Raw genomic sequence first — 18,509 nt, 5'->3', positions numbered from 1 at the left:
CCGGGGGGCGCCGTTTGCGGGCGCCCGCCGCGTCCGGCAGGGTGCGGGGCGGGCACGCGGCACGGCTGCCCGCGCCGGGAGGGGGAAGGGGTTCATGATGACGTGGTCCCGGATGACCGTGGTCCGCGACGGCGTACGGCTGGAGTGCCGGGACCTGCCCGGTCCGGGGCCGTCGGCGGTCCTGCTGCACGGCCTGGCCGGCCATGCGGGCGAATGGGACGACACGGCGGGGTGGCTGAGCCGCCGTCATCGCGTGGTCGCGGTGGACCAGCGGGGGCACGGCGCCTCCGAGCGGCGTCCCGGGGACGTCTCCCGCGCGGCCTACGTCGCCGACACCGCCGCCGTCATCGCGGAGTCGGGGACCGGGCCGGCGATCCTGGTGGGCCAGTCGCTCGGCGGCCACACCGCGATGCTGACCGCCGCGGCCCGTCCGGACCTGGTCCGGGCCCTGGTGCTGGTCGAGGCGGGTCCCGGCGGCCCGAACCCGGGCGTTCCGGGGGACATCGGGGCGTGGCTGGACTCCTGGCCGGTGCCCTTCCCCTCGGTGGAGTCCGCCGCGGCCTTCCTCGGCGGTGGCCCGGTCGGCAGGGGCTGGGCGGAGGGCCTGGAGCGGCGCGAGGACGGCTGGTGGCCGCGCTTCGACCGGGACGTGATGGTCGCGTCCCTGCGGGAGAACGCGGAGCGGGACTTCTGGGCGGAGTGGGAGGCACTGCGGTGCCCGACGCTGGTCGTCCTGGCCGAGAAGGGGATCATCGGGGCCGAGGAGGCCGAGGAGATGTGCCGTCGGCAGCCGCGGGCGGTGGCCGTCGGCGTTCCCGGTACGGGCCACGACCTCCATCTGGAGCGCCCGGACGCGCTGCGCCAGGCGATGACCGCCTTCCTCGACGGGCTCGGATGACGCGGCCCGCCTGACGGGAGCGGGCGGCCCGGTGCGTCACCCCCCGTCTCCTCCGGCATCGGCGTCACGCCGCCGGCCAGCATGCTGCGGCAGCTGAGCGCCACCGGATCGCGCCGGCCGGTCACCGTGCTCCACCACGACCCCACACCGTGGACGCACCCACCGCGCTTCGAGGTGGAGGAGTGCGTACGGCGGCTCGGCGGCCGGCTGCACGTCTGGTACGAGGACCCGGCGGGGGCGCCGCCCCACGCCCACCAGGGGGCGCCCGACCTGTAGGCCGAGGTGGCGGCCGGCCCGCGCGCCTACCTGTGCGGACCGACGTCCTTCACCAGGGCACTGCGGCCCAGGCTGGTGCACGTCCCCGTGGGGCGCGTCACGCCGGGCCGGAATTACTTGATCGGACGATCCAGATTGGTTTAGCCTTCAACCATCGACCCGGAACGCACCACCGCGACCGGGCCCGAAATCTGTATCAATCAATCAAGAAAGGCTCGCCATGGACCTGCACCTCAAGGACAAGACCGTCGTCGTCACCGGAGCCAGCCGGGGCATCGGGCTCGCCACCGTCCGCGCCTTCGCGGAGGAGGGCGCGCGCGTGGTCGCCGGCGCCCGCAGCCCGGGGGCGGGCCTGGCGGAGCTCGCCGGGTCGTACGACGTCGTGCCGGTGGCCGGGGACCTCGCGACCCAGGAAGGCGTCCAGCGACTGGTCGCGACCGCGGTGGAGCGGTTCGGCGGGATCGACGTCCTGGTCAACAACGTCGGCGCCGTCCAGCCGCGGCTCGGCGGCTTCCTGTCGGTCACCGACGAGGACTGGCTGGCGACCATGAACCTCAACCTCATGAGCGCGGTGCGGGCCTGCCGCGCCGCGCTGCCCGGACTGCTGGAATCCCGCGGGGCCGTCGTCACGGTCAGCTCCGTGAACGCCTTCCTGCCCGACCCCGGCGTGATCGACTACACCGCGTCCAAGGCGGCCCTGACCAACTTCTCCAAGGCGCTGTCCAAGGAGGTCGGCCCGCTCGGGGTCCGGGTCAACTCGATCGCCCCGGGGCCGGTGTCCACCGACATCTGGACCGGCGAGAACGGGATGGCCGACCAGGTGGCCCAGGCCATGGGCAAGGACCTCGACAGCGCGGTCGCGGAGCTCCTCGCGGGCCTCGGCGGTCTCGCCACGGGACGTCTCACCACGCCGGAGGAGGTGGCGGACCTCGTCCTCATGCTCGCCAGCGACCGCACCGGGAACGTCACCGGAGCGGACTTCACCATCGACGGCGGCCTGATCAAGACCCTCTGAGACCCGCGCCGTTGGACAGTCCGCGGACAGCCCGGCGAGCGGGTCCACGACTCCCCTATGCTCGCCTACGATCCGACAACCTTCCCAACAGTTGATCCTTGAATCACCTCAGGAGATCGCCATGCCCGAGACACCCGGATCCGGGACCTCGGCCCCACGCGAGGTCGCCGAGGCGATGTACGACGCGATGCTGCGCTCCGACCGCGACACGCTGACGGCCATCGCCTCCCCCGAGATCCGGATCCGGGTGACCGAGGCCCTTCCCCACGGCGGCACGTATTCCGGACCGGCCGGTTTCGCCGCGTTCTTCAGGAAGACCTTCGACCTGATCGAGAGCCGCATCGAGATCGAGCGGCTCTTCGAGGCCGGCGGCCAGGTCGTCGCCGTGGGGCGGACCCAGGGCACCGGACGCGACACCGGCCAGGCCTTCGACTCCGCGGTCGTGCACGTCTTCACCGTCGAGGAGGGCAGGATCGTCGGGTTCGACGCCTACGTCGAGGACCGGCCCGTGACCGCGGCGGTCAAGCGCGACGAGGCTCCGGCCTGAGGGGCGATCCAGCGGTCGCCGCGAGGCCGACGGACCGGGCCCGACGGGCCCGGCCCCCCTGCTCCGGTGCTCAGGCCGAGGCCTGCCGCGGACCCCGCTCGTAGGCCTGGCGAGCCGTCCGCAGCAGGGTGCGCCAGGAGGTGACGGTGGGGCGGCGGCGCAGCAGGGCGCGGCGCTCACGCTCCGTCATTCCGCCCCAGATCCCGAACTCGGTACGGTTGTCGAGGGCGTCGGCCAGGCATTCGGTGCGCACGGGGCATCCGCCGCACACGGCCTTGACGCGCTTTTGGGCGGCGCCCTGGACGAACAGCACGTCCGGGTCCTCCATCCGGCACATGGCCTGCGCTCCCCAGTTCTCCACCCAGACGTCGGACTCGCCCGCGATGCCCGTCGGCCCCGGCTCCCCCACCACGTCAAGCTTCATCGGCGTCTCTCTCCCGCTCCGCCGCCCCGTCGCGCCTTCGCGCGGGGCTTCTCCTCTCGTCCCCGTGCCCTCAGTACGGAGCGGGTGCGGAAACCGTTCAGCGGTCAGGCGGACGAGTCGGCGCGGGCGACGGCGATGTCGGCGAACTCCTCGATGAGCGGGTCGTGCCGGGTGCCGTCCCAGGCGAGGAACACGCGGTTGGGACCGATGTCCTCGATCGCGACATGGGCGATGTCGGCGCGGGTGTAGTACGTCGCGGTGGAGAGCGGCAGCACGACGACTCCGCGGCCCGCCGCCACGCTCTCCAGCTTCTCCTCGACGGAACGGAAGCCCGGGACGGCCGGCCGCGGCTGCGGGTCGGCGAGCTCGCGCGCGATGTCCCGCCACTCGGGGACGGCGGCGGGGTCCTGGAGGAGGTGCTCGCCGGCGAGGTCCGCGATGCGCAGGGCGGGCTTGCCCGCGTAAGGGTGGTCCGCGGGCAGGACGGCGACGCGGGGTTCGGTGAGGAGGCTGCGGGTCGCCAGGCCGCGGGTGTCGACGGGCATCCTGACGTAGCCGATGTCGACGCGTCCGTCGAGGATCACTTCCGTCTGGTCGTCCCAGTTCGTCCTGACGACGTCGACCGACAGGTCCGGGTGCCGGCGGGAGAGTTCCCGCACGGCACTCGTGACGATCAGTCCGGGCATGAAGCCCACGGTGAAGGAGGCGAGGCCGCGGGCCGCCCGGACGGCGCGCCGGCGGGTGGCGTCGGCGGCCGCCAGGAGCGGTCCGGCGTCGGCGAGGAGTTGCGTGCCGGCCGGGGTGAGCTCGGTGCTGCGGCGGTCACGGGAGAACAACAGCACCTTGAGTTCGTTCTCCAGCGCCCTGATCTGCCGCGACAGCACGGGCTGCGCGATGTGCAGGCGCTGCGCCGCCCTCCCGAAGTGCAGCTCCTCGGCAACCGCGACGAAGTAGCGCAGCTTGCGCAGATCCAGATCCACGGGCCCCTCCTCGCCTGCTCACCGGGACGGACACCTCCGAGCGTATCCGCCCGGCCCGCACTCCTCAGCGGGGAGGCTCAGGGGCGGGCGAGGTCGGCCGCGAGGTCGAGCCGGGAGGGACGCCAGCCCAGCTCCCGGCGGGCCCGGGCGCCGGTGAGCCGCTGGTCGAGGGCGAAGGCCTCCGCGATGGGGCCCATCCGCTCCTCGGCCTCAGCCGCGGTCAGGTGCCGGACCGACCCGGGGTGGCCGATCGCCCGGCTCACCGCGTGGGCGATCTCCGCCTGGGTCGGGTGGAGGTCGCTGACCCCGGCGTACACCGAGCCGGGCGCGGCGTTCAGGGCCAGCGCGTAGAGCTCGGCGACGTCGTCGACGTGCACGGTCGACCAGTGGTTGGCGCCGTCGCCCACGCAGGGCACGGAGCCGGTCTCCCGGCCCGGAGCCGCGTAGAAGGCCTCGACCAGTCCGCCGTTGCGGCCGTGGACCAGGCCGGGCATGACCACGACCGGCCGTTCGCCGGTCGCGGCCCGGGCCAGCACGCGCTTCTCGTTCTCCAGCCGCCAGGCGGTGAGGCGCGGCGGGGACAGCGGGGCGTCCTCGTCGGCCACGCCGTCGGTGTCGCCGTAGACCCACGCCCCGCCGGTGTGCACGTAGGGCCGCGGCCCGGCGCCGTCCTGCAGTGCCTCGGCCGCCGCCCGGTCGACCTCGGCGGTGTCGGGACCGTAGTGCTGGCCCAGGTGGATGACCCCGTCGGCGGCGCGCGCGGTGGCCCGTAGCACGTCCGTATCGGTCAGCTCCCCCCGCACGGGGGCGGCCCCGAGGTCGCCGACGACCCGGGCCGAGTTCTCGGTGCGCGCCAGCGCGACGACCTGGATCCCCCGGCGCACCAGGGCCTCGATGGTGGCCCGTCCGATGTAGCCGGAGCCTCCTGTGAGGAAGACCTTCATGACGCTCGCCTCTCTCGTGGTGTCCTGTGACACCTCCGAGTCTTCTGGCGGGGCGGGCACCGCGTCCAAGACCTGTTCCCCGCTCTGTGATACCCGCCGGGCATCAGCGCACGGCGGCGGCGAACTCGGCGCGCAGCACCGGCCAGCCCTCCTCGTGGTCAATGGCGGAGGTGTCCTAGACGAACTCCCTACCGGGCCCCAGGAGTTCGATCCGGGTACGCGGCTTCGGCAACCGGACGCTGCCGGAGAGGGAGGCCTGGCTCACCGCCCGCGGCGGGCACCGCGTCCAAGACCTGTTCCCCGCTCTGCGATACCCGCCGGGCATCAGCGCACGGCGGCCTCGATGAGCTCCTGCAGGCGCAGTCCCCGTCGCGCGTCGAGCTCGCCCGCACGGCCGGAGCGCACGGCGGCGGCGAACTCGGCGCGCAGCACCGGCCAGCCCTCCTCGTGGTCGATGGCGGAGGTGTCGTAGACGAGCTCCCCACCGGGTCCCAGGAGTTCGATCCGGGTACGCGGCTTCGGCAGCCGGACGCTGCCGGAGAGGGAGGCCTGGCTCACCGCCCCGTTCTCGTGCTCGCAGGTGATCTCGACCCATCGCCGGGGGTCGCCGGTGGCGCGGATCGAGGTGATCGGGCCGACGGCCGCGTCGAGGAGGTCGATCAGGTGCGGACCGAGGTCGAGCAGGGCGCCCTGTTCCAGGCGCCAGCCGGTGGCGAACTCCCCGCCGAGGAAGGCCCCGTGCAGGTAGCAGGACCGGGCACCGGTGACCTCGGCCTCCCGTGCACGCCGCAGGAAGGCGCGGGTCTCGGCCTGGTAGCGCTTGGTCAGCACCATCTGGGAGACGACACCGGCCTCGGCGACGGCTTCGGCGACCGCGCGTGCAGAGGCGAGGTCGGGGCCGAGCGGCTTCTCCAGCAGCAGGGCCTTGCCGGCCTTCGCGGCCCGTACGGCCAGCTCGGCCTGGACGGCGGGCGGCACGGCGAAGGCCACGGCCTCGCAGCGGTCGAAGAGTTCCTCGGGGCTGCCGGCCGTCGCCGCGCCGTAGGTGGCGGCGATCTCGCGGGCGGCCTCGGTCCGGCGGGCCCAGACGGCGGTGAGCCGGGTCTCGGGTCCGGCGGCCAGGATCCGCGCGTGCATGGCGCGGGCCCAGGGGCCGGCGCCGATCAGCCCGACCTCGACGGGGGCAGGGGTGTTCACGGTGGTGCTCCAGGGTCAGTTGGGCGCCGCGGCGGTCAGGCGTTCGTTGGCCTGGTCCGGGGCGTAGAGGTGCTCGACCACCATGGCGGTGGCGCCGGCGAGGGCGGCGCGGTCACCGAGCCGGGAGGTCACGACCTGCAGGTTGCGGGTGGCCCGGGGCAGCGCGCGCTGGTAGAGCAGTTCGCGCACCCCGGTGACGAAGTGGGTCTCGGCGAGGTCCCCGGCGATCATCAGGACCCCGGGGTTGAGCAGGGTGACGACCGTGACCAGCACCTCGCCGCAGCGCCGGCCGGCCTCGCGGGCCAGACGCACCGCGTCGGGGTGGCCGGCGTCGAGGTGCTCGCGTACCTGCGCGGCGGAGCCGGCCGGCACGCCGAGGGCGCTGAGCTGCCCGGCCAGCGCGCGGCCGCTGGCGACGGCGGCGAGGCAGCCGTGGGAGCCGCACATGCACAGGGCGCCGGACGCGTCGTGCAGGCGGATGTGCCCGAGGTCGCCCGCGCCGCCGTCGATCCCGCGGAAGGCGCTGCCGTCGATGACGACGCCCGCGCCGATGCCGGTGGACACCTTGACCAGGACGAAGGCCGAGCAGTCGCGCCAGGAGCCGCGCTGCTCACCCAGGGCCATCAGGTTGGCGTCGTTGTCGACGAGGACCGGTACCGAGGCGGGCAGGCCGGCGTGGTGGGCGAGCGCCTCCTGCATCCGGGCCGGGACGGGGTAGCCGTCCCAGCCCGGCATGATCGGCGGCCGGACCACCACGCCGGTGGTCCAGTCGACGGGGCCGGGCACCGACAGGCCGACGCCGCACACCGTGGCCGCCGGGACGCCGGCGGCCACGAGGAGCTTGGCGAACCACCGGCCCAGTTCGTCCAGTACCCGCTCCGGGCCCTGGTCGAGCAGCAACTCCCCGGTGTGCTCGGCGAGCACCCGGCCGGACAGGTCCAGCACCGCGGCGCGGGCGCTGGTGGTGTCCAGGTCCGCGGCGAGCACCGCGGCGTGCCCGGAGTCGAACTGCAGGTGGGTGGAGGGGCGTCCGCCGGTGGACTGCCCGCCGGGTACGGTGCGCAGCCAGCCCGCGGCGAAGAGCTGGTCCAGCCGCTGGCCGACGGTGGAGCGGGACAGGCCCGTCACGCGCTGGAGTTCCCCACGGGTGGTCGCCTGCCCGGTCCTGATCAGTTCCAGCAGGTGTCCGGCGGTGCTCCAGGGCGTAGCCATCCGTCCTCGCTCCCCCTCGTGTCGGGCCATGGTGCTCAGCTCTTGTCCGCGCCGCTGGTCAGGCCCTCGGTGAGGAGCCGTTCGGCCGCGTAGAAAAGGAGTACCACGGGAAGCGTCAGCACGACGGAGCCTGCCATGAGGACGGTCTTCGGCACCTCGATGCCGTTGGCGAGTTGCTGCAGGCCCAGGGAGACCGTCCACTTGCCGGGTTCGGCGGCGAGGAACAGCAGCGCGAAGAGGAACTCGTTCCAGGCGATCATGAAGACGTACAGCCCGGTGGCCATCAACGACGGGGCGGCCAGCGGCAGGACGACCTTGCGCACGGTCTGCAGCCGCGAGGCGCCGTCGAGGGCGGCGGCCTCCTCGATGCTCTCCGGGATGGTGATGAAGTAGTTCTTCAGCATGTAGATGGACACCGGGACGGTCTGCGCGATGTAGACGATCGCGAGGCCGAACAGGCTGCCCTGCAGGCCGATCCGGGCGAAGATGACGAACAGCGGCACCGCGAGCAGCGTCGCCGGGAAGAGGTAGACGGCCAGGAACAGCGCGCTCACCTGCCGGCCGCCGAAGAACTTCAGCCGGGTGATGGCGTAGGCGCCCGGGACCGACACCAGCAGGGTCAGCAGCATGGTGCCGAGCGCCACCAGGGCGGAGTTGCCGAGCATCCGCAGGAAGCCCTGGCCGCCGTCGTCGACCGACTTGAGGACGGTGCGGTAGGTGTCGAGCGTGAACTCGGAGGTACCGACCCAGAGCTTGCCGGGATCGAGCAGCAGCTGGTCGATCGGCTTCACCGAGAGCAGCAGCATGTAGTAGAAGGGGAAGATCGTGATGACCGCGAGTCCGGCGATCACCACCCAGCGCAGGACGGCGAAGGTGCGGTCCTCGATCTGTGCGCGACTGGCCATCACGCCTCCTCCTGAACCTTCTTGGCGAAGAACTTGAAGTAGATGCCGAGCAGCACGGCGAGGATCGCGGCGAGGACGAGGGCCTGGGCCGCGGCGGCGCCCACGTCGTAGCGGGCGGTGAGGAAGTCGTAGACGCGCACGGCGACCACGTCGGTGCCCGAGCCGCCGCCCGTCAGCAGGTAGATGTCGTCGAACTTGTTGAAGGTGAGGATGAAGCGCAGCACCGACAGCAGGGCGATGACCGGCATCAGCTGGGGCAGGAGGATGTGGCGGAACCGCTGCGTGATGGTGGCACCGTCGACGACGGCGGCCTCCTCCAGCCCCTCCGGGACGGCCTGCAGACGGGCCATCAGGAACAGGAACGCGAAGGGGAAGTAGCGCCAGGTCTCGAAGGCGATCACGGTGAGCAGGGCCAGCGGCACGTGGACGTGCCACCCGAGGAGCGAGATCTCCTGGGACCTGGTGGACAGGAAGGCGACCGGCTCGTCCCAGCCGAACACCTTGGTGCCGACCTCGTTCACGATGCCGAACTGCGGGCTGAGGGCGATCTCCCAGACGAAGGTCACGGCGACCACGGGCGCCACGTACGGCAGCAGCATGGTGCCGCGGAGCAGGGCCCGGCCGCGGAAGGGACGGCGCAGCGCGAGCGCCGCGATCAGGCCGAGGACGATGGAGCCGGCGGTGGCGCCGACCGTGTAGACCAGGGTGGTCCACAGGGAGGTCCAGAAGCCGGGCGAGGTGAAGACCTCGCTGAAGTTGTCCCAGGTCCAGTTGGACAGGAAGCCCATGCCCTGGATGTCGACCAGCCGGGCGTGCTGGAAGGCCAGCAGGACGGTCCAGGCGATCGGGAGGACCACGACGACCAGGACGACCAGGAGGGTGGGCGAGACGAAGGCGAGTCCCGCCCGGTTCTCCCGCTGGGCCAGGGTCAGGGGCCGCCGCCGGGGCCCGGCCTGCGCGTTGTCCGCGGCCGGCTTTCCCCGCTGCTGTGTGCTCTGTGCGGTGCTCATCACTGCTTCCTTGAAGGACGAGGCCGGGTGCGGCTCACTGGAGGGACTTCTGCAGGGCCGCGACTTCCGCGTCGGCCTCCTCGGCCGCCTCCTGCGGGGAGGTCTGGCCCGTGGTCATGTCGCCCACCGCCTTGGGGATGGGCAGTTCGCCGATGGTGGCGCCGACCAGCGCCCCCTGGCCCTGGGTGATGCCCCAGCGCTTCATGTTGCCGACGCCGGCGGCGAGTTCGTCGAGCAGCTGCGGCGAGAAGACCTCTTCCATGGACTTCTTGGTGTCCACGCCGATGTCGCTGGCGCGCCAGGCCTTGAGGTACTTCTGCGGGTCGTCGGCGGTGCCCGCCCGGACCGGGATCTTGCCCTCGGGGGCCATGCCGAACCAGCCCTGGTAGCCGTCGCCCATCATGAACTCGATGAACTTCTCCGAGGCGGCGGTCTCGGCGGTCTTGGTCACGACCCACGAGGAGACCTCGCCGAACTGGGCGGGCTTGGTGGAGTCGGGTCCGCTCAGCGCGGTGACGATCCCGCTGTTGTCGGACAGGTACTGCGGGTCCTTCTTGCACTGGGCGCAGCTGGGCAGGGCGTCGTTGCGCAGTCCGGCCAGCTCGTCGAGGAGGAAGGTGGACCAGACGATCATGGAGGAGCGCCCGGCGAAGTAGGTGGCCCGGGTGGTGTCCACGGTCTGGGTGCCCGGGGCGCCGTAGTCGCCGGCGAGCTTGTTGTAGGCGTCGAAGGCGCGGTCGCACTGGGGGCTGTCGAGGGTGACGTCGCCCTTGGTGTCGGCGAGTTCGCAGCCGTTGGCGAGGGCGAGGTCCTCGAAGCTCTGCTGGGTGAAGACGTCACCGGGGTCGGTGGAGAGCGAGATGCCGCTCGTGCCGCCGCTGTGGAGCTCGCGCGCGGCCTTGAGCATCGCGTCGTAGCTGTCAGGGGCGGCGAGCCCGGCCTTGGCGAAGAGGTCCTTGCGGTAGACGAGGATCTGCATCCAGGCGTCGCTGGGCACGCCGAGGCGGGTGGCCCCGTCGCCGGTCAGCTTCAGGGCGTTGCTGTTGAACGTGCCCGGCCCCAGGTCGTCGACGATCTTCTTCGTGGCGCCGGTGTTCAGCAGGCCGTTGCTGTACATCTGCCAGACCGGCGCGAGGGGTATGCCGCCGATGACGTCGGGGAGGGTGCCCGCGGCGGCCGCCGACATGATCAGCTGCGGCAGCTGGCCCTCGTCGACCCCGACCAGGTTCACCTTCACACCGCTGCTCTTCTCGAAGGCGGCGATGGTCTTCTTCGTCGCCTCCACGCGGTCGGTGAGGTTCTCCAGGCTCCAGACGGTGATCTTGCCGTCGGGTTTGCCGGGGTCCTGTGCCGCGCACCCGGACATCAGCCCGACCCCCAGTGCGGCGGCCAAGCCGCTCGCCAGCGCCCTCGACCGTCGGGACCACATGCGCATCAACCGTCCTCACGTCAGCCTCGCGTTACGTACGCGTTGCATCAGAGCACCACTTTTGCTTGTTGACAAGACTTAAGTCTCGGATATCTTCGACGTAAGTCAGCCTCCGATGGCTGAACGGACCGCATAACCGATCTTTCCGGAGTCCCCCTGTGGAACGCGTCGTCCAGTTCACCGGCCCCCGTCAGGTGGAGGTCGCCCCGAGCGAGTCAGCTCCCCTGCCTCCTGGCCATCTGCGCGTACGAACCCGCTACTCCGGCATCTCGGCGGGCACCGAGCTCACCGCGTACCGCGGCACCAACCCGTACCTGACCCGCACCTGGGACCCGGAGGCGCGCCTGTTCCGCGAGGGCGCGGCGGGCATCGAGTACCCCGTCGCGGGCTGGGGGTACTCCGAGGTCGGCGAGGTGACGGAAGTCTCACCCGAGCTCACGGACGTCGCCGGCATGCCCGCCGTGGGCGACCTCGTCTGGGGCATCTGGGGCCACCGCAGCGAGGGCGTGGTGCCCGCCGAGCGCATGATCGGGCACGTGCTCCCGGCCGGCCTGGAGCCGCTGGCCGGTGCCTTCGCCCGCGTCGGGGCGATCGCCTACAACGCCGTCCTCGGCGCCGACGTCCACCTCGGTGAGGACGTCGCCGTGTTCGGCCAGGGCGTCATCGGGCTGCTCACTACCAGGCTCGCCCAGCTGAACGGCGCCCGCGTCACCGCGGTCGACGCGCTCGACGTCCGCCTCGCCAAGGCCGCGGAGTACGGCGCGACGACCACCCTCAACGCCCGCACGGACGCGGTCGCCGAGCGGATCCGCGCTGCCACCGACGGCCGCGGCGCCGACGTCGCCATCGAGATCAGCGGCGCCTACCCGGCCCTGCACGACGCCCTGCGCTCGGTCGCGGTCGGCGGGCGCGTCGTGGCCTCCGGCTTCTACCAGGGCGACGGCGTGGGCCTGCGGCTCGGCGACGAGTTCCACCACAACCGCGTGCAGCTGATCTGCTCCCAGATCGGCGGGGTCCCGCCGCAGCTCAGCGGGCGCTGGAGCGTCGAACGCCTCCAGCAGACCTTCCTGCGGCTGGTCGCCGAGGGCCGCGTCGACGTGAAGTCCCTCGTCAGCCATGTCGTCCCGGTCGCCGAGGCGGCCGAAGCCTACGTCCTGCTGGATGAGCGTCCCGCCGACGCGCTCCAGGTCGTCCTGGAGTTCTGAGAGGCCCTTCGATCATGTTCAAGACCGCTTGCCAGGAACAGCTGCTGCCCGGTGACACCCTCCAGCAGAAGTGGGAGTTCGCCCAGGAAGCCGGCTACGACGCCATCGAACTGCGCGGCAAGGGCGACCTCCACTTCCGCGACCGGCTCCCCGAACTGCGCAGGGCCCAGGCCGACGGGGTCGTCATGCCGACCGTCTGCGTCGACATGCTGCACTTCTTCGGCGCCTTCGACCCCGACCTGCGCCGTGACGCCGTCGCCCAGATGAAGTCGCAGCTCAGCGTCATCGCCGAACTCGGCGGCCGCGGCGCCCAGACCCCCGCCTCGTACGGCATGTTCTCCCGCAGGCTGCCGCCCTTCGAGCCGCCGCGCAGCGAGGAGGAGGACCGCGAGGTGCTCCTGAAGGGACTGACGGAACTGGGCGAGCACGCCCGCGCCGAGGGTGTCACGCTCTTCCTGGAGCCCCTCAACCGCTACGAGGACCACATGGTCAACCGGCTGGAGCAGGCCGCCGACCTGATCCGCACCGTGGGTCTGGACTCGGTGCGCATCGGGATCGACAGCTACCACATGAACATCGAGGAGACCGATCCTGCTGCGGCGATCCTGGCCGTGGCACCGCTGATCGGCCACGCCCAGGTCAGCGACTCCAACCGCTTCCAGCCCGGCGCCGGCCACCTGGACTGGCCGGCCTGGCTCGGGGCGCTGGACGCCGCCGGGTACGACGGCTACCTGGCCGCGGAGTGCCGTCTGACCGGTGACCCCGTCGACGCCGTGCGCTCCGTCCCCGCGTTCCTGCACCGGGCCGCCGGATGACGGCCGTCCTCGAACCGGCCCTGCGCTCCCCTGACCGCGAAGGGGACCGGGACGCCGTGCTGCGCCGGGCCGCCGCCCGCGTCCTGCTGTCCAACTGGACGGGCGCGGCGACCGTCCCCTCGCGCACCCTCTACCCGCACCAGTGGAGCTGGGACTCCGCCTTCATCGCCATCGGGCTGGCCCGGCTCGCCCCTCGCAGGGCCCAGCGCGAACTGGAGACCCTGCTGGGGGCGCAGTGGCGCGACGGCCGTGTCCCGCACATCGTGTTCAACCCCTCGGTGCCCCTGGACGCGTACTTCCCGAGCCCCGACTTCTGGCGCAGCTCGGGCGCGGGTGCCGCCTCGGGCGCGCCGGCGGACATCGAGACCTCCGGCATCGTCCAGCCCCCGGTGCACGCCCTCGCCGCCTGGCAGGTCCACCTCGCGGACCCGGCCGAGTCCCGGCGCCGCGGTTTCCTGCGCCGGATGTACCCCCGGCTCGCCGCCTGGCACCGCTACCTCGCCGCCTCGCGCGACCTGGGCGGCGGCGGGCTGGCGGCCGTGGTGCACCCCTGGGAGCCCGGCCTGGACAACAGCCCGGTCTGGGACGCGGCGCTCGCCCGGGTCGAACCGGCCCCGCCGGAGTCCTTCCGCAGGGCGGACCTCGACCACAGCGCGCCCGCCGACCGCCCCACCGACCTCGACTACGGCCGCTACGTCCGGCTCGCCGCCGACTACCGCGACCACGGCTACGACGACGCGCGCACCCCGCACGCCTTCGCCCTCGAGGACCCCTGCTTCAACGCCCTGTTCATCGCCTCCGAGCACGCCCTCGCCGAGATCGCCGCGGCCGCCGGCGCGGACCCCGGACCGCACCGCCGGAAGGCGGCCGAGGCCACGGCCGCGCTGGTCGACCGGTTGTGGGACCCCACCGCGGGCATCTTCCTCGCCCGTGACCTGACGACCGGCGGGGCCGCCGGCGGCCACAGCGTCGCGGGACTCGTACCGCTGATCGTGCCGGGCCTCCCCGACACCGTCGTACGGTCGCTGATCGCGACGGCGCACGGCGAGCGCTTCCGGCTCGGCCGGGTGCACCTGGTGCCGAGCTACGACCTCACCGCCCCCGAGTACGACGGCAACCGCTACTGGCGGGGCCCCAGTTGGTTCAACACCGCCTGGCTGGTCCACCGCGGCCTGCGGCAGCACGGCGCGACCGAGGCGGCGGGCGCCCTGCGCGACCAGGCGCTCGACGACGCCCGCCGCACCGGCTTCGCCGAGTACGTCGAACCGCACAGCGGCCAGGGCCGCGGCATCCGCCGCTTCAGCTGGACCGCGGCGCTGGCCCTGGACCTGCTGCACCGGACACCGCTAGGAGAGCCCTCCCGATGACCGTCGAACGTCTGCTGGTCCACCGCGGCACCTTCGCCTCCACCAGCCGCTCCGGCGACATCACCGGACGCCGTGGCGACACCCCGGACGGCCTCTTCCTCCGCGACGCCCGGCACCTGAGCCGCTGGCGGCTCACCGCGGACGGCGTCGCGCCGTCCCTGCTGACCTCCTCCGACGACGGCTTCGTGCTCACCCCTGAGGGCGGCCGGGACGAACCGCCCGCGTACGCGCTCTTCCGCCGCCAGGCCGTCGTGGCGGGTGCGCTCACCGAGCGCGTCCGCGTGGTCAGCAACCGCGCGGAGCCGGCGACGGTGGAGATCGCGCTGGAGGTGGACGCGGACTTCGCCGACCAGTTCGAGCTGCGGGGCGACCACCGGCACTACGACAAGGCCGACGGGCGGCGCACCGCCGAGGACCGGCCGGACGGCGTCACCTTCCGCTACCGGCGCGGCGAGGACTGGGACGCGCGGACCACCGTCACCGCCTCCCCCGCCCCCGCGGAAGTCCGCCCGCTGGCGCCGGAGGGCACCGCGCGCCTGCTCACCTGGCGGCTGTCCCTGCCCGGACACGGTGCGGCCGAGCTCGCCCTGAGCGTCCGGGCGGTGCCCCACGGCGCCGCGGAACCGGCCGCTCCCCCGGACCCGCTGGCGGTCCGCAACCGGCATGCCGCCGAGGAGGACGGCTTCGTCCAGGCGCGGCCGCGACCGCGTTCGCTCACCAACTGGGACGAGCTCGCCCGGGCCTGCGCGGCGGGCCTGGCCGACCTGGCCCGGCTCCGCGTACCGGCGACGGGCCCGGCCGGCGAGCCGCTGCTGGTGCCCGCGGCCGGCATCCCCTGGTTCCTCACCCTCTTCGGCCGCGATTCGCTGCTGACCTCGCTGTTCGCACTGCCGTACCGGCCGGAGCTGGCCGCCGACACCCTCCTCGCGCTGGCGGCCACCCAGGGCACCCGGTACGACGCGGCCCGCCTCGAGCAGCCGGGCCGGATCGTGCACGAAGTCCGGCACGGCGAACTCGCCCACTTCCGGCAGGTGCCGTACGGCCGCTACTACGGCAGTGCCGACGCCACGCCGCTGTTCCTGGTGCTGCTGGAGGCCCACAGCGCGGCGACCGGCGATCCGCGGCTCGCACGGCGCCTGGAGCCGCACGCCCGTGCCGCGGTGGAGTGGATGTTCCGCGACGGCGGGCTGGGCGGGAGCGGCTACCTCCGCTACACCTCCGACGCCGCGCGCGGCGGGCTCGCGCACCAGAACTGGAAGGACTCCGAAGGAGCCATCTGCTTCGCCGACGGCCGCCGGCCCGAGGGCGCGCTCGCCGTCGCCGAGGTCCAGGGCTACGCCTACGACGCCCTGGTCCGCACCGCGCGCCTGGCCCGGACCGTGTGGGGCGACGCCGAGGAGGCGGCACGGCTCGAGAAGGCCGCGGCGGACCTGCGGGAACGGTTCCGCCGGGACTTCTGGATGAGCGGCCCGGACTTCCCCGCCCTCGCCCTGGACGGCGAGGACCGGCAGGTCGACGCCCTCGCCTCGGACGCCGGGCACCTGCTGTGGTCCGGCATCCTCGACCCGGCCGACGCCCGGACGGTGGGACGGCGCCTGCTGCAGCCCGACTTCTTCTCCGGCTGGGGGGTGCGCACCCTGGCGTCGGGCCAGGCCCCCTACCACCCGCTGTCGTACCACCGCGGCAGCATCTGGCCGCACGACAACGCGGTCGTCGTGCTGGGGCTGGCGCGCAGCGGTCTGGCGGAGGAGGCCTCGGAGATCGCCCACGGGCTGGTCCAGGCGGCCGCCGCGCACGACTGGCGGCTGCCGGAGGTGATGGCCGGGTACGGACGGGACGAGCACCCGGTCCCCGTGCCGTATCCGCACTCCTGCTCGCCGCAGGCCTGGGCCGCGGCCACGCCCCTGGCACTGCTCACCGCGCTCAACGGCGGCCCCGAGGCGCTGCACTGAGACCGGCCGGCACAGCCCGGGCCCCGGGTCCCCCGCCGTCACGGCGGGGGACCCGGGGCCTTCACGGTGCCGCGGAGCCGGCCCGGCTCACGAGGTGAAGTCGGTGGACAGGGCGAGGTCCCGCCACGTCCCGATCTCACGGGCCACTGCGGCGAGCTTGTCCTCCACGTCGGCGAGGCTGGCCTTGCCCAGCGGGATCCGGGCCGGCATCTCCTCCGCCCGGGCGACGGTGATGATGGCGGCCGCCGCCTTCACCGGGTCGCCGTCCTGGGCGTGGTTGCTGTCGTCGGCCCAGGCGCGCATGCCTCCCGCGCTGTCCTGGTAGTCCTCGATGACCCGCTCGGTGCGGTGCAGCGAGGAGGAGTCCAGGAAGTCCGTCCGGAACGGGCCGGGCTCGATGGCGGTCGCCTGGATGCCGAGCGGCGCGAGCTCCAGCCGCAGGGCCTCGGTCACGGCCTCGACGGAGAACTTGGTCGCGCAGTACAGGCCCCAGCCCGCCCAAGCGACGAAGCCGCCGACGGAGCTGAGGTTGACGATCCGTCCGGAACGCCGGGCCCGCATGACGGGCAGGACGGCACGGGTCACGGTCAGCAGTCCGAAGACGTTGGTGTCGAACACCGCGCGCGCCTCGGCGTCGCTGGTCTCCTCCACCGCGCCGAGCAGGCCCCTGCCCGCGTTGTTGACGAGGACGTCGATGGTGCCGAAGCGCTCGACCGCCGCCTGCACGGCGGCCCGGGCCTGCTCCTCGTCGTTCACGTCGAGCGGTACGGCCAGCAGCCGGTCCGCGTGGGCCGCGAGGGCCTCCTCCACGGCACGGGGGGTACGGGCGGTGGCCACGACGTTGTCGCCCCGCTCGAGGGCCTGCCGGGCGATTTCCAGGCCGAACCCGCGAGATGCGCCGGTGATGAACCACGTCGTCATGGTGGTGTGCTCCTCATGATCACTGGGGGTCGTTCTGTCGACGTGTCCCAGCGTGTGCCCGCGGCGAAGGGCGGGCCAGAGAAGGATCAACCGTAGGCGACGGCTTCCTGGGACCGGCAGTACCAGCCAGTTCCGGTCACGGGCGCACGGCGGCGGGGCTCGCCGACCAGGTGGCCAGGAACCGCAGCGCCTCGTGGGCGGGTGTGCCGGGCTGCGCGGTGTAAACGAAGACGGTCTGGTCCGGGTCGTCGCCCACGACGAGGCTCTGGAAGTCCAGCGTCATCGTGCCGGCCACCGGGTGCCGGAAGGTCTTCTGCCCTGCGGCCCGGGTCCGCACCCGGTGGTCCGACCACCAGCGGCGGAAGTCGGCGTCGGCCTCGGAGAGTTCCTGCACCAGCACCTTCAGCCGCGGGTCCTGCGGGTCGCGCGCCGCGCCCATGCGGAGGTAGGCGACGCACTCGCGGGCGACGGTCCGCCAGTCCGCGTAGAGCTCGCGGAAGGCCGGGTCCAGGAACGCCATGCGCACCAGGTTGCGTTGCGGTTCCGGAACGGCGGCGAAGTCGGCGATCAGGGCCGCGCCCAGCGGGTTCCAGCCGAGGACGTCCAGCCGGTGGCTCAGCAGCAGGGCCGGGTACTCCTGCAGCCCGTCGAGCAGGGTCTGCGTCTGCGGCCGGATGCGCGGCGGCGCGGAGGCGGACGGTTCTGCGCCGGCCGCGGCGACCCGCAGCAGGTAGTCGCGCTCGTCGGGCCGCAGGCGCAGCGCCCGCGCGAGCGACTCCAGCACCGCCGTCGAGACGTGCACCGTACGGCCCTGCTCCAGGCGCACCACGTAGTCCACGCTCACGTTGGCCAGCTGCGCCAGCTCCTCCCGCCGGAGTCCCGGCACCCGGCGGTGCCGCCCGTCGTCCGGCAGGCCCACGTCTCCGGGGTTCACCCGGGAACGGCACGCCCGCAGGAAGTCACCCAGCGTGGTGTTCGAAGCGTTCCGCTGACTCATACGTCGATTATCGACGCTGCGCGTCCATACCGGGGCGTCCCCGGCCGCGGGCCTTCGTGCGGAGTCCCGGGCGGGTCCTTCTCAGGCTGTGTCCGCGCGGCCTGGGCGGCCTGGGCGGCGGTGAGCGTGAGGCAGCCGTCGACCAGGGCCGTGCGCGCGGCCCCGGCGAACAGCAGCGCGACGTCGACCGGCCCGAAGCGCCGGGCGACGGGGCGGACCCGGGTGGTGCCGCCCCAGGCGCTCCGCGACGCCCGCCGTGGAGCGCACCAGCGGCACCCGTTCCAGGTAGGCACGCCCCGGGGCGTCGAGGTCGTCCCTGTGCTGGTCGTGGGCGTCGCACCACAGACGTACCGGGTGCGTCCTCACGTGCCGGGGCACGGTCCGGCGCCCGACCGTGACGGCGCAGCCGGCGCCG

General features: G+C 73.3%; 18 protein-coding genes and 1 pseudogene. 8 read left to right on the top strand and 11 right to left on the bottom strand.

The features are described from left to right. Nucleotides 1-97: 97 nt before the first annotated feature. The 4 genes from ACFYYN_RS15825 (at nucleotide 98) to ACFYYN_RS15810 (ending at nucleotide 2,736) form a co-directional block, all read left to right on the top strand. Entirely contained in the window at nucleotides 98-898 is an 801-nt protein-coding gene (locus ACFYYN_RS15825; protein ID WP_500546397.1) for an alpha/beta fold hydrolase, read from the top strand. An 81-nt stretch (nucleotides 899-979) separates the two neighbouring features. Then, nucleotides 980-1,174 carry a hypothetical protein gene (locus ACFYYN_RS15820; RefSeq protein WP_500546258.1) on the top strand — a complete coding sequence of 65 codons (195 nt, stop codon included), beginning with the start codon at nucleotides 980-982 and terminating at the stop codon, nucleotides 1,172-1,174. A gap of 220 nt (nucleotides 1,175-1,394) precedes the next feature. Continuing rightward, a complete protein-coding gene (locus ACFYYN_RS15815) occupies nucleotides 1,395-2,189 on the top strand; it encodes an oxidoreductase (protein ID WP_500324635.1) in 795 nt (264 codons plus the stop codon). 121 nt (nucleotides 2,190-2,310) lie between these two features. Beyond that, nucleotides 2,311-2,736, top strand: coding sequence for a nuclear transport factor 2 family protein (locus ACFYYN_RS15810; RefSeq protein WP_500546257.1), 426 nt, complete (start codon nucleotides 2,311-2,313; stop codon nucleotides 2,734-2,736). 70 nt (nucleotides 2,737-2,806) lie between these two features. On the opposite strand, the gene ACFYYN_RS15805 is transcribed toward ACFYYN_RS15810, so the two are convergent. The 9 genes and pseudogenes from ACFYYN_RS15805 to ACFYYN_RS15765 all read right to left on the bottom strand — a co-directional run bounded on the left by ACFYYN_RS15805 (nucleotide 2,807) and on the right by ACFYYN_RS15765 (nucleotide 10,843). Continuing rightward, a complete protein-coding gene (locus tag ACFYYN_RS15805) occupies nucleotides 2,807-3,160 on the bottom strand; it encodes a WhiB family transcriptional regulator (protein ID WP_500324632.1) in 354 nt (117 codons plus the stop codon). Nucleotides 3,161-3,264: 104 nt separating this feature from the next. Beyond that, on the bottom strand, nucleotides 3,265-4,140 hold the full coding sequence (locus ACFYYN_RS15800; RefSeq protein WP_500546256.1) for a LysR family transcriptional regulator: 876 nt from the start codon (nucleotides 4,138-4,140) through the stop codon (nucleotides 3,265-3,267). Nucleotides 4,141-4,217: 77 nt separating this feature from the next. After that, nucleotides 4,218-5,084 carry an NAD-dependent epimerase/dehydratase family protein gene (locus tag ACFYYN_RS15795; RefSeq protein WP_500546255.1) on the bottom strand — a complete coding sequence of 289 codons (867 nt, stop codon included), beginning with the start codon at nucleotides 5,082-5,084 and terminating at the stop codon, nucleotides 4,218-4,220. Nucleotides 5,085-5,190: 106 nt separating this feature from the next. Next, nucleotides 5,191-5,352: pseudogene (locus tag ACFYYN_RS15790) on the bottom strand (gfo/Idh/MocA family oxidoreductase); the annotation flags it as partial. 56 nt (nucleotides 5,353-5,408) lie between these two features. Then, nucleotides 5,409-6,281 (bottom strand): Gfo/Idh/MocA family protein, encoded by an 873-nt coding sequence (locus ACFYYN_RS15785; RefSeq protein ID WP_500546254.1) that lies wholly within the window; start codon nucleotides 6,279-6,281, stop codon nucleotides 5,409-5,411. 15 nt (nucleotides 6,282-6,296) lie between these two features. Then, a complete protein-coding gene (locus tag ACFYYN_RS15780; RefSeq protein ID WP_500546253.1) occupies nucleotides 6,297-7,493 on the bottom strand; it encodes an ROK family transcriptional regulator in 1,197 nt (398 codons plus the stop codon). Nucleotides 7,494-7,528: 35 nt separating this feature from the next. Further along, nucleotides 7,529-8,398: a carbohydrate ABC transporter permease gene (locus ACFYYN_RS15775; RefSeq protein ID WP_500324626.1), complete on the bottom strand. Its 870-nt coding sequence runs from the start codon at nucleotides 8,396-8,398 to the stop codon at nucleotides 7,529-7,531. After that, nucleotides 8,398-9,408, bottom strand: a complete 1,011-nt coding sequence (locus tag ACFYYN_RS15770) for a carbohydrate ABC transporter permease (RefSeq protein WP_500546252.1) — start codon at nucleotides 9,406-9,408, stop codon at nucleotides 8,398-8,400. Before ACFYYN_RS15770 ends, ACFYYN_RS15775 begins: the two co-directional genes overlap by 1 nt. A gap of 34 nt (nucleotides 9,409-9,442) precedes the next feature. Continuing rightward, nucleotides 9,443-10,843: an ABC transporter substrate-binding protein gene (locus ACFYYN_RS15765; protein WP_500546251.1), complete on the bottom strand. Its 1,401-nt coding sequence runs from the start codon at nucleotides 10,841-10,843 to the stop codon at nucleotides 9,443-9,445. 152 nt (nucleotides 10,844-10,995) lie between these two features. Between ACFYYN_RS15765 and ACFYYN_RS15760 the strand changes: the two genes are divergently transcribed. Genes ACFYYN_RS15760 through ACFYYN_RS15745 form a run of 4 tightly spaced genes read left to right on the top strand, consistent with a single transcriptional unit; the run spans nucleotide 10,996 to nucleotide 16,176 of the window. Further along, nucleotides 10,996-12,042 carry a zinc-dependent alcohol dehydrogenase gene (locus ACFYYN_RS15760; protein ID WP_500546250.1) on the top strand — a complete coding sequence of 349 codons (1,047 nt, stop codon included), beginning with the start codon at nucleotides 10,996-10,998 and terminating at the stop codon, nucleotides 12,040-12,042. Nucleotides 12,043-12,056: 14 nt separating this feature from the next. Continuing rightward, on the top strand, nucleotides 12,057-12,857 hold the full coding sequence (locus ACFYYN_RS15755; RefSeq protein ID WP_500324620.1) for a sugar phosphate isomerase/epimerase family protein: 801 nt from the start codon (nucleotides 12,057-12,059) through the stop codon (nucleotides 12,855-12,857). After that, nucleotides 12,854-14,224 carry an MGH1-like glycoside hydrolase domain-containing protein gene (locus ACFYYN_RS15750; protein ID WP_500546249.1) on the top strand — a complete coding sequence of 457 codons (1,371 nt, stop codon included), beginning with the start codon at nucleotides 12,854-12,856 and terminating at the stop codon, nucleotides 14,222-14,224. Before ACFYYN_RS15755 ends, ACFYYN_RS15750 begins: the two co-directional genes overlap by 4 nt. Beyond that, the gene (locus tag ACFYYN_RS15745; protein ID WP_500546248.1) at nucleotides 14,221-16,176 is read left to right on the top strand and encodes an amylo-alpha-1,6-glucosidase; all 1,956 of its coding nucleotides are present in this window, start codon (nucleotides 14,221-14,223) and stop codon (nucleotides 16,174-16,176) included. The genes ACFYYN_RS15750 and ACFYYN_RS15745 overlap by 4 nt, the downstream gene beginning before the upstream one ends. A gap of 87 nt (nucleotides 16,177-16,263) precedes the next feature. Here the strand turns inward: ACFYYN_RS15745 and ACFYYN_RS15740 are convergent, their stop codons facing one another. Together ACFYYN_RS15740 and ACFYYN_RS15735 are read right to left on the bottom strand one after the other, a co-directional pair. Continuing rightward, complete coding sequence (locus ACFYYN_RS15740) at nucleotides 16,264-17,097, bottom strand: oxidoreductase (protein WP_500546247.1); 834 nt, start codon at nucleotides 17,095-17,097, stop codon at nucleotides 16,264-16,266. A gap of 136 nt (nucleotides 17,098-17,233) precedes the next feature. Then, entirely contained in the window at nucleotides 17,234-18,094 is an 861-nt protein-coding gene (locus ACFYYN_RS15735) for a helix-turn-helix transcriptional regulator (RefSeq protein WP_500546246.1), read from the bottom strand. Nucleotides 18,095-18,509 lie beyond the last annotated feature (415 nt).

Source organism: Streptomyces sp. NPDC001902, assembly GCF_042891295.1.
Lineage (GTDB): Bacteria > Actinomycetota > Actinomycetes > Streptomycetales > Streptomycetaceae > Actinacidiphila.
Note: the sequence above shows the minus strand (reverse complement) of the source record. Positions and strands in the feature narration are given on the sequence as shown.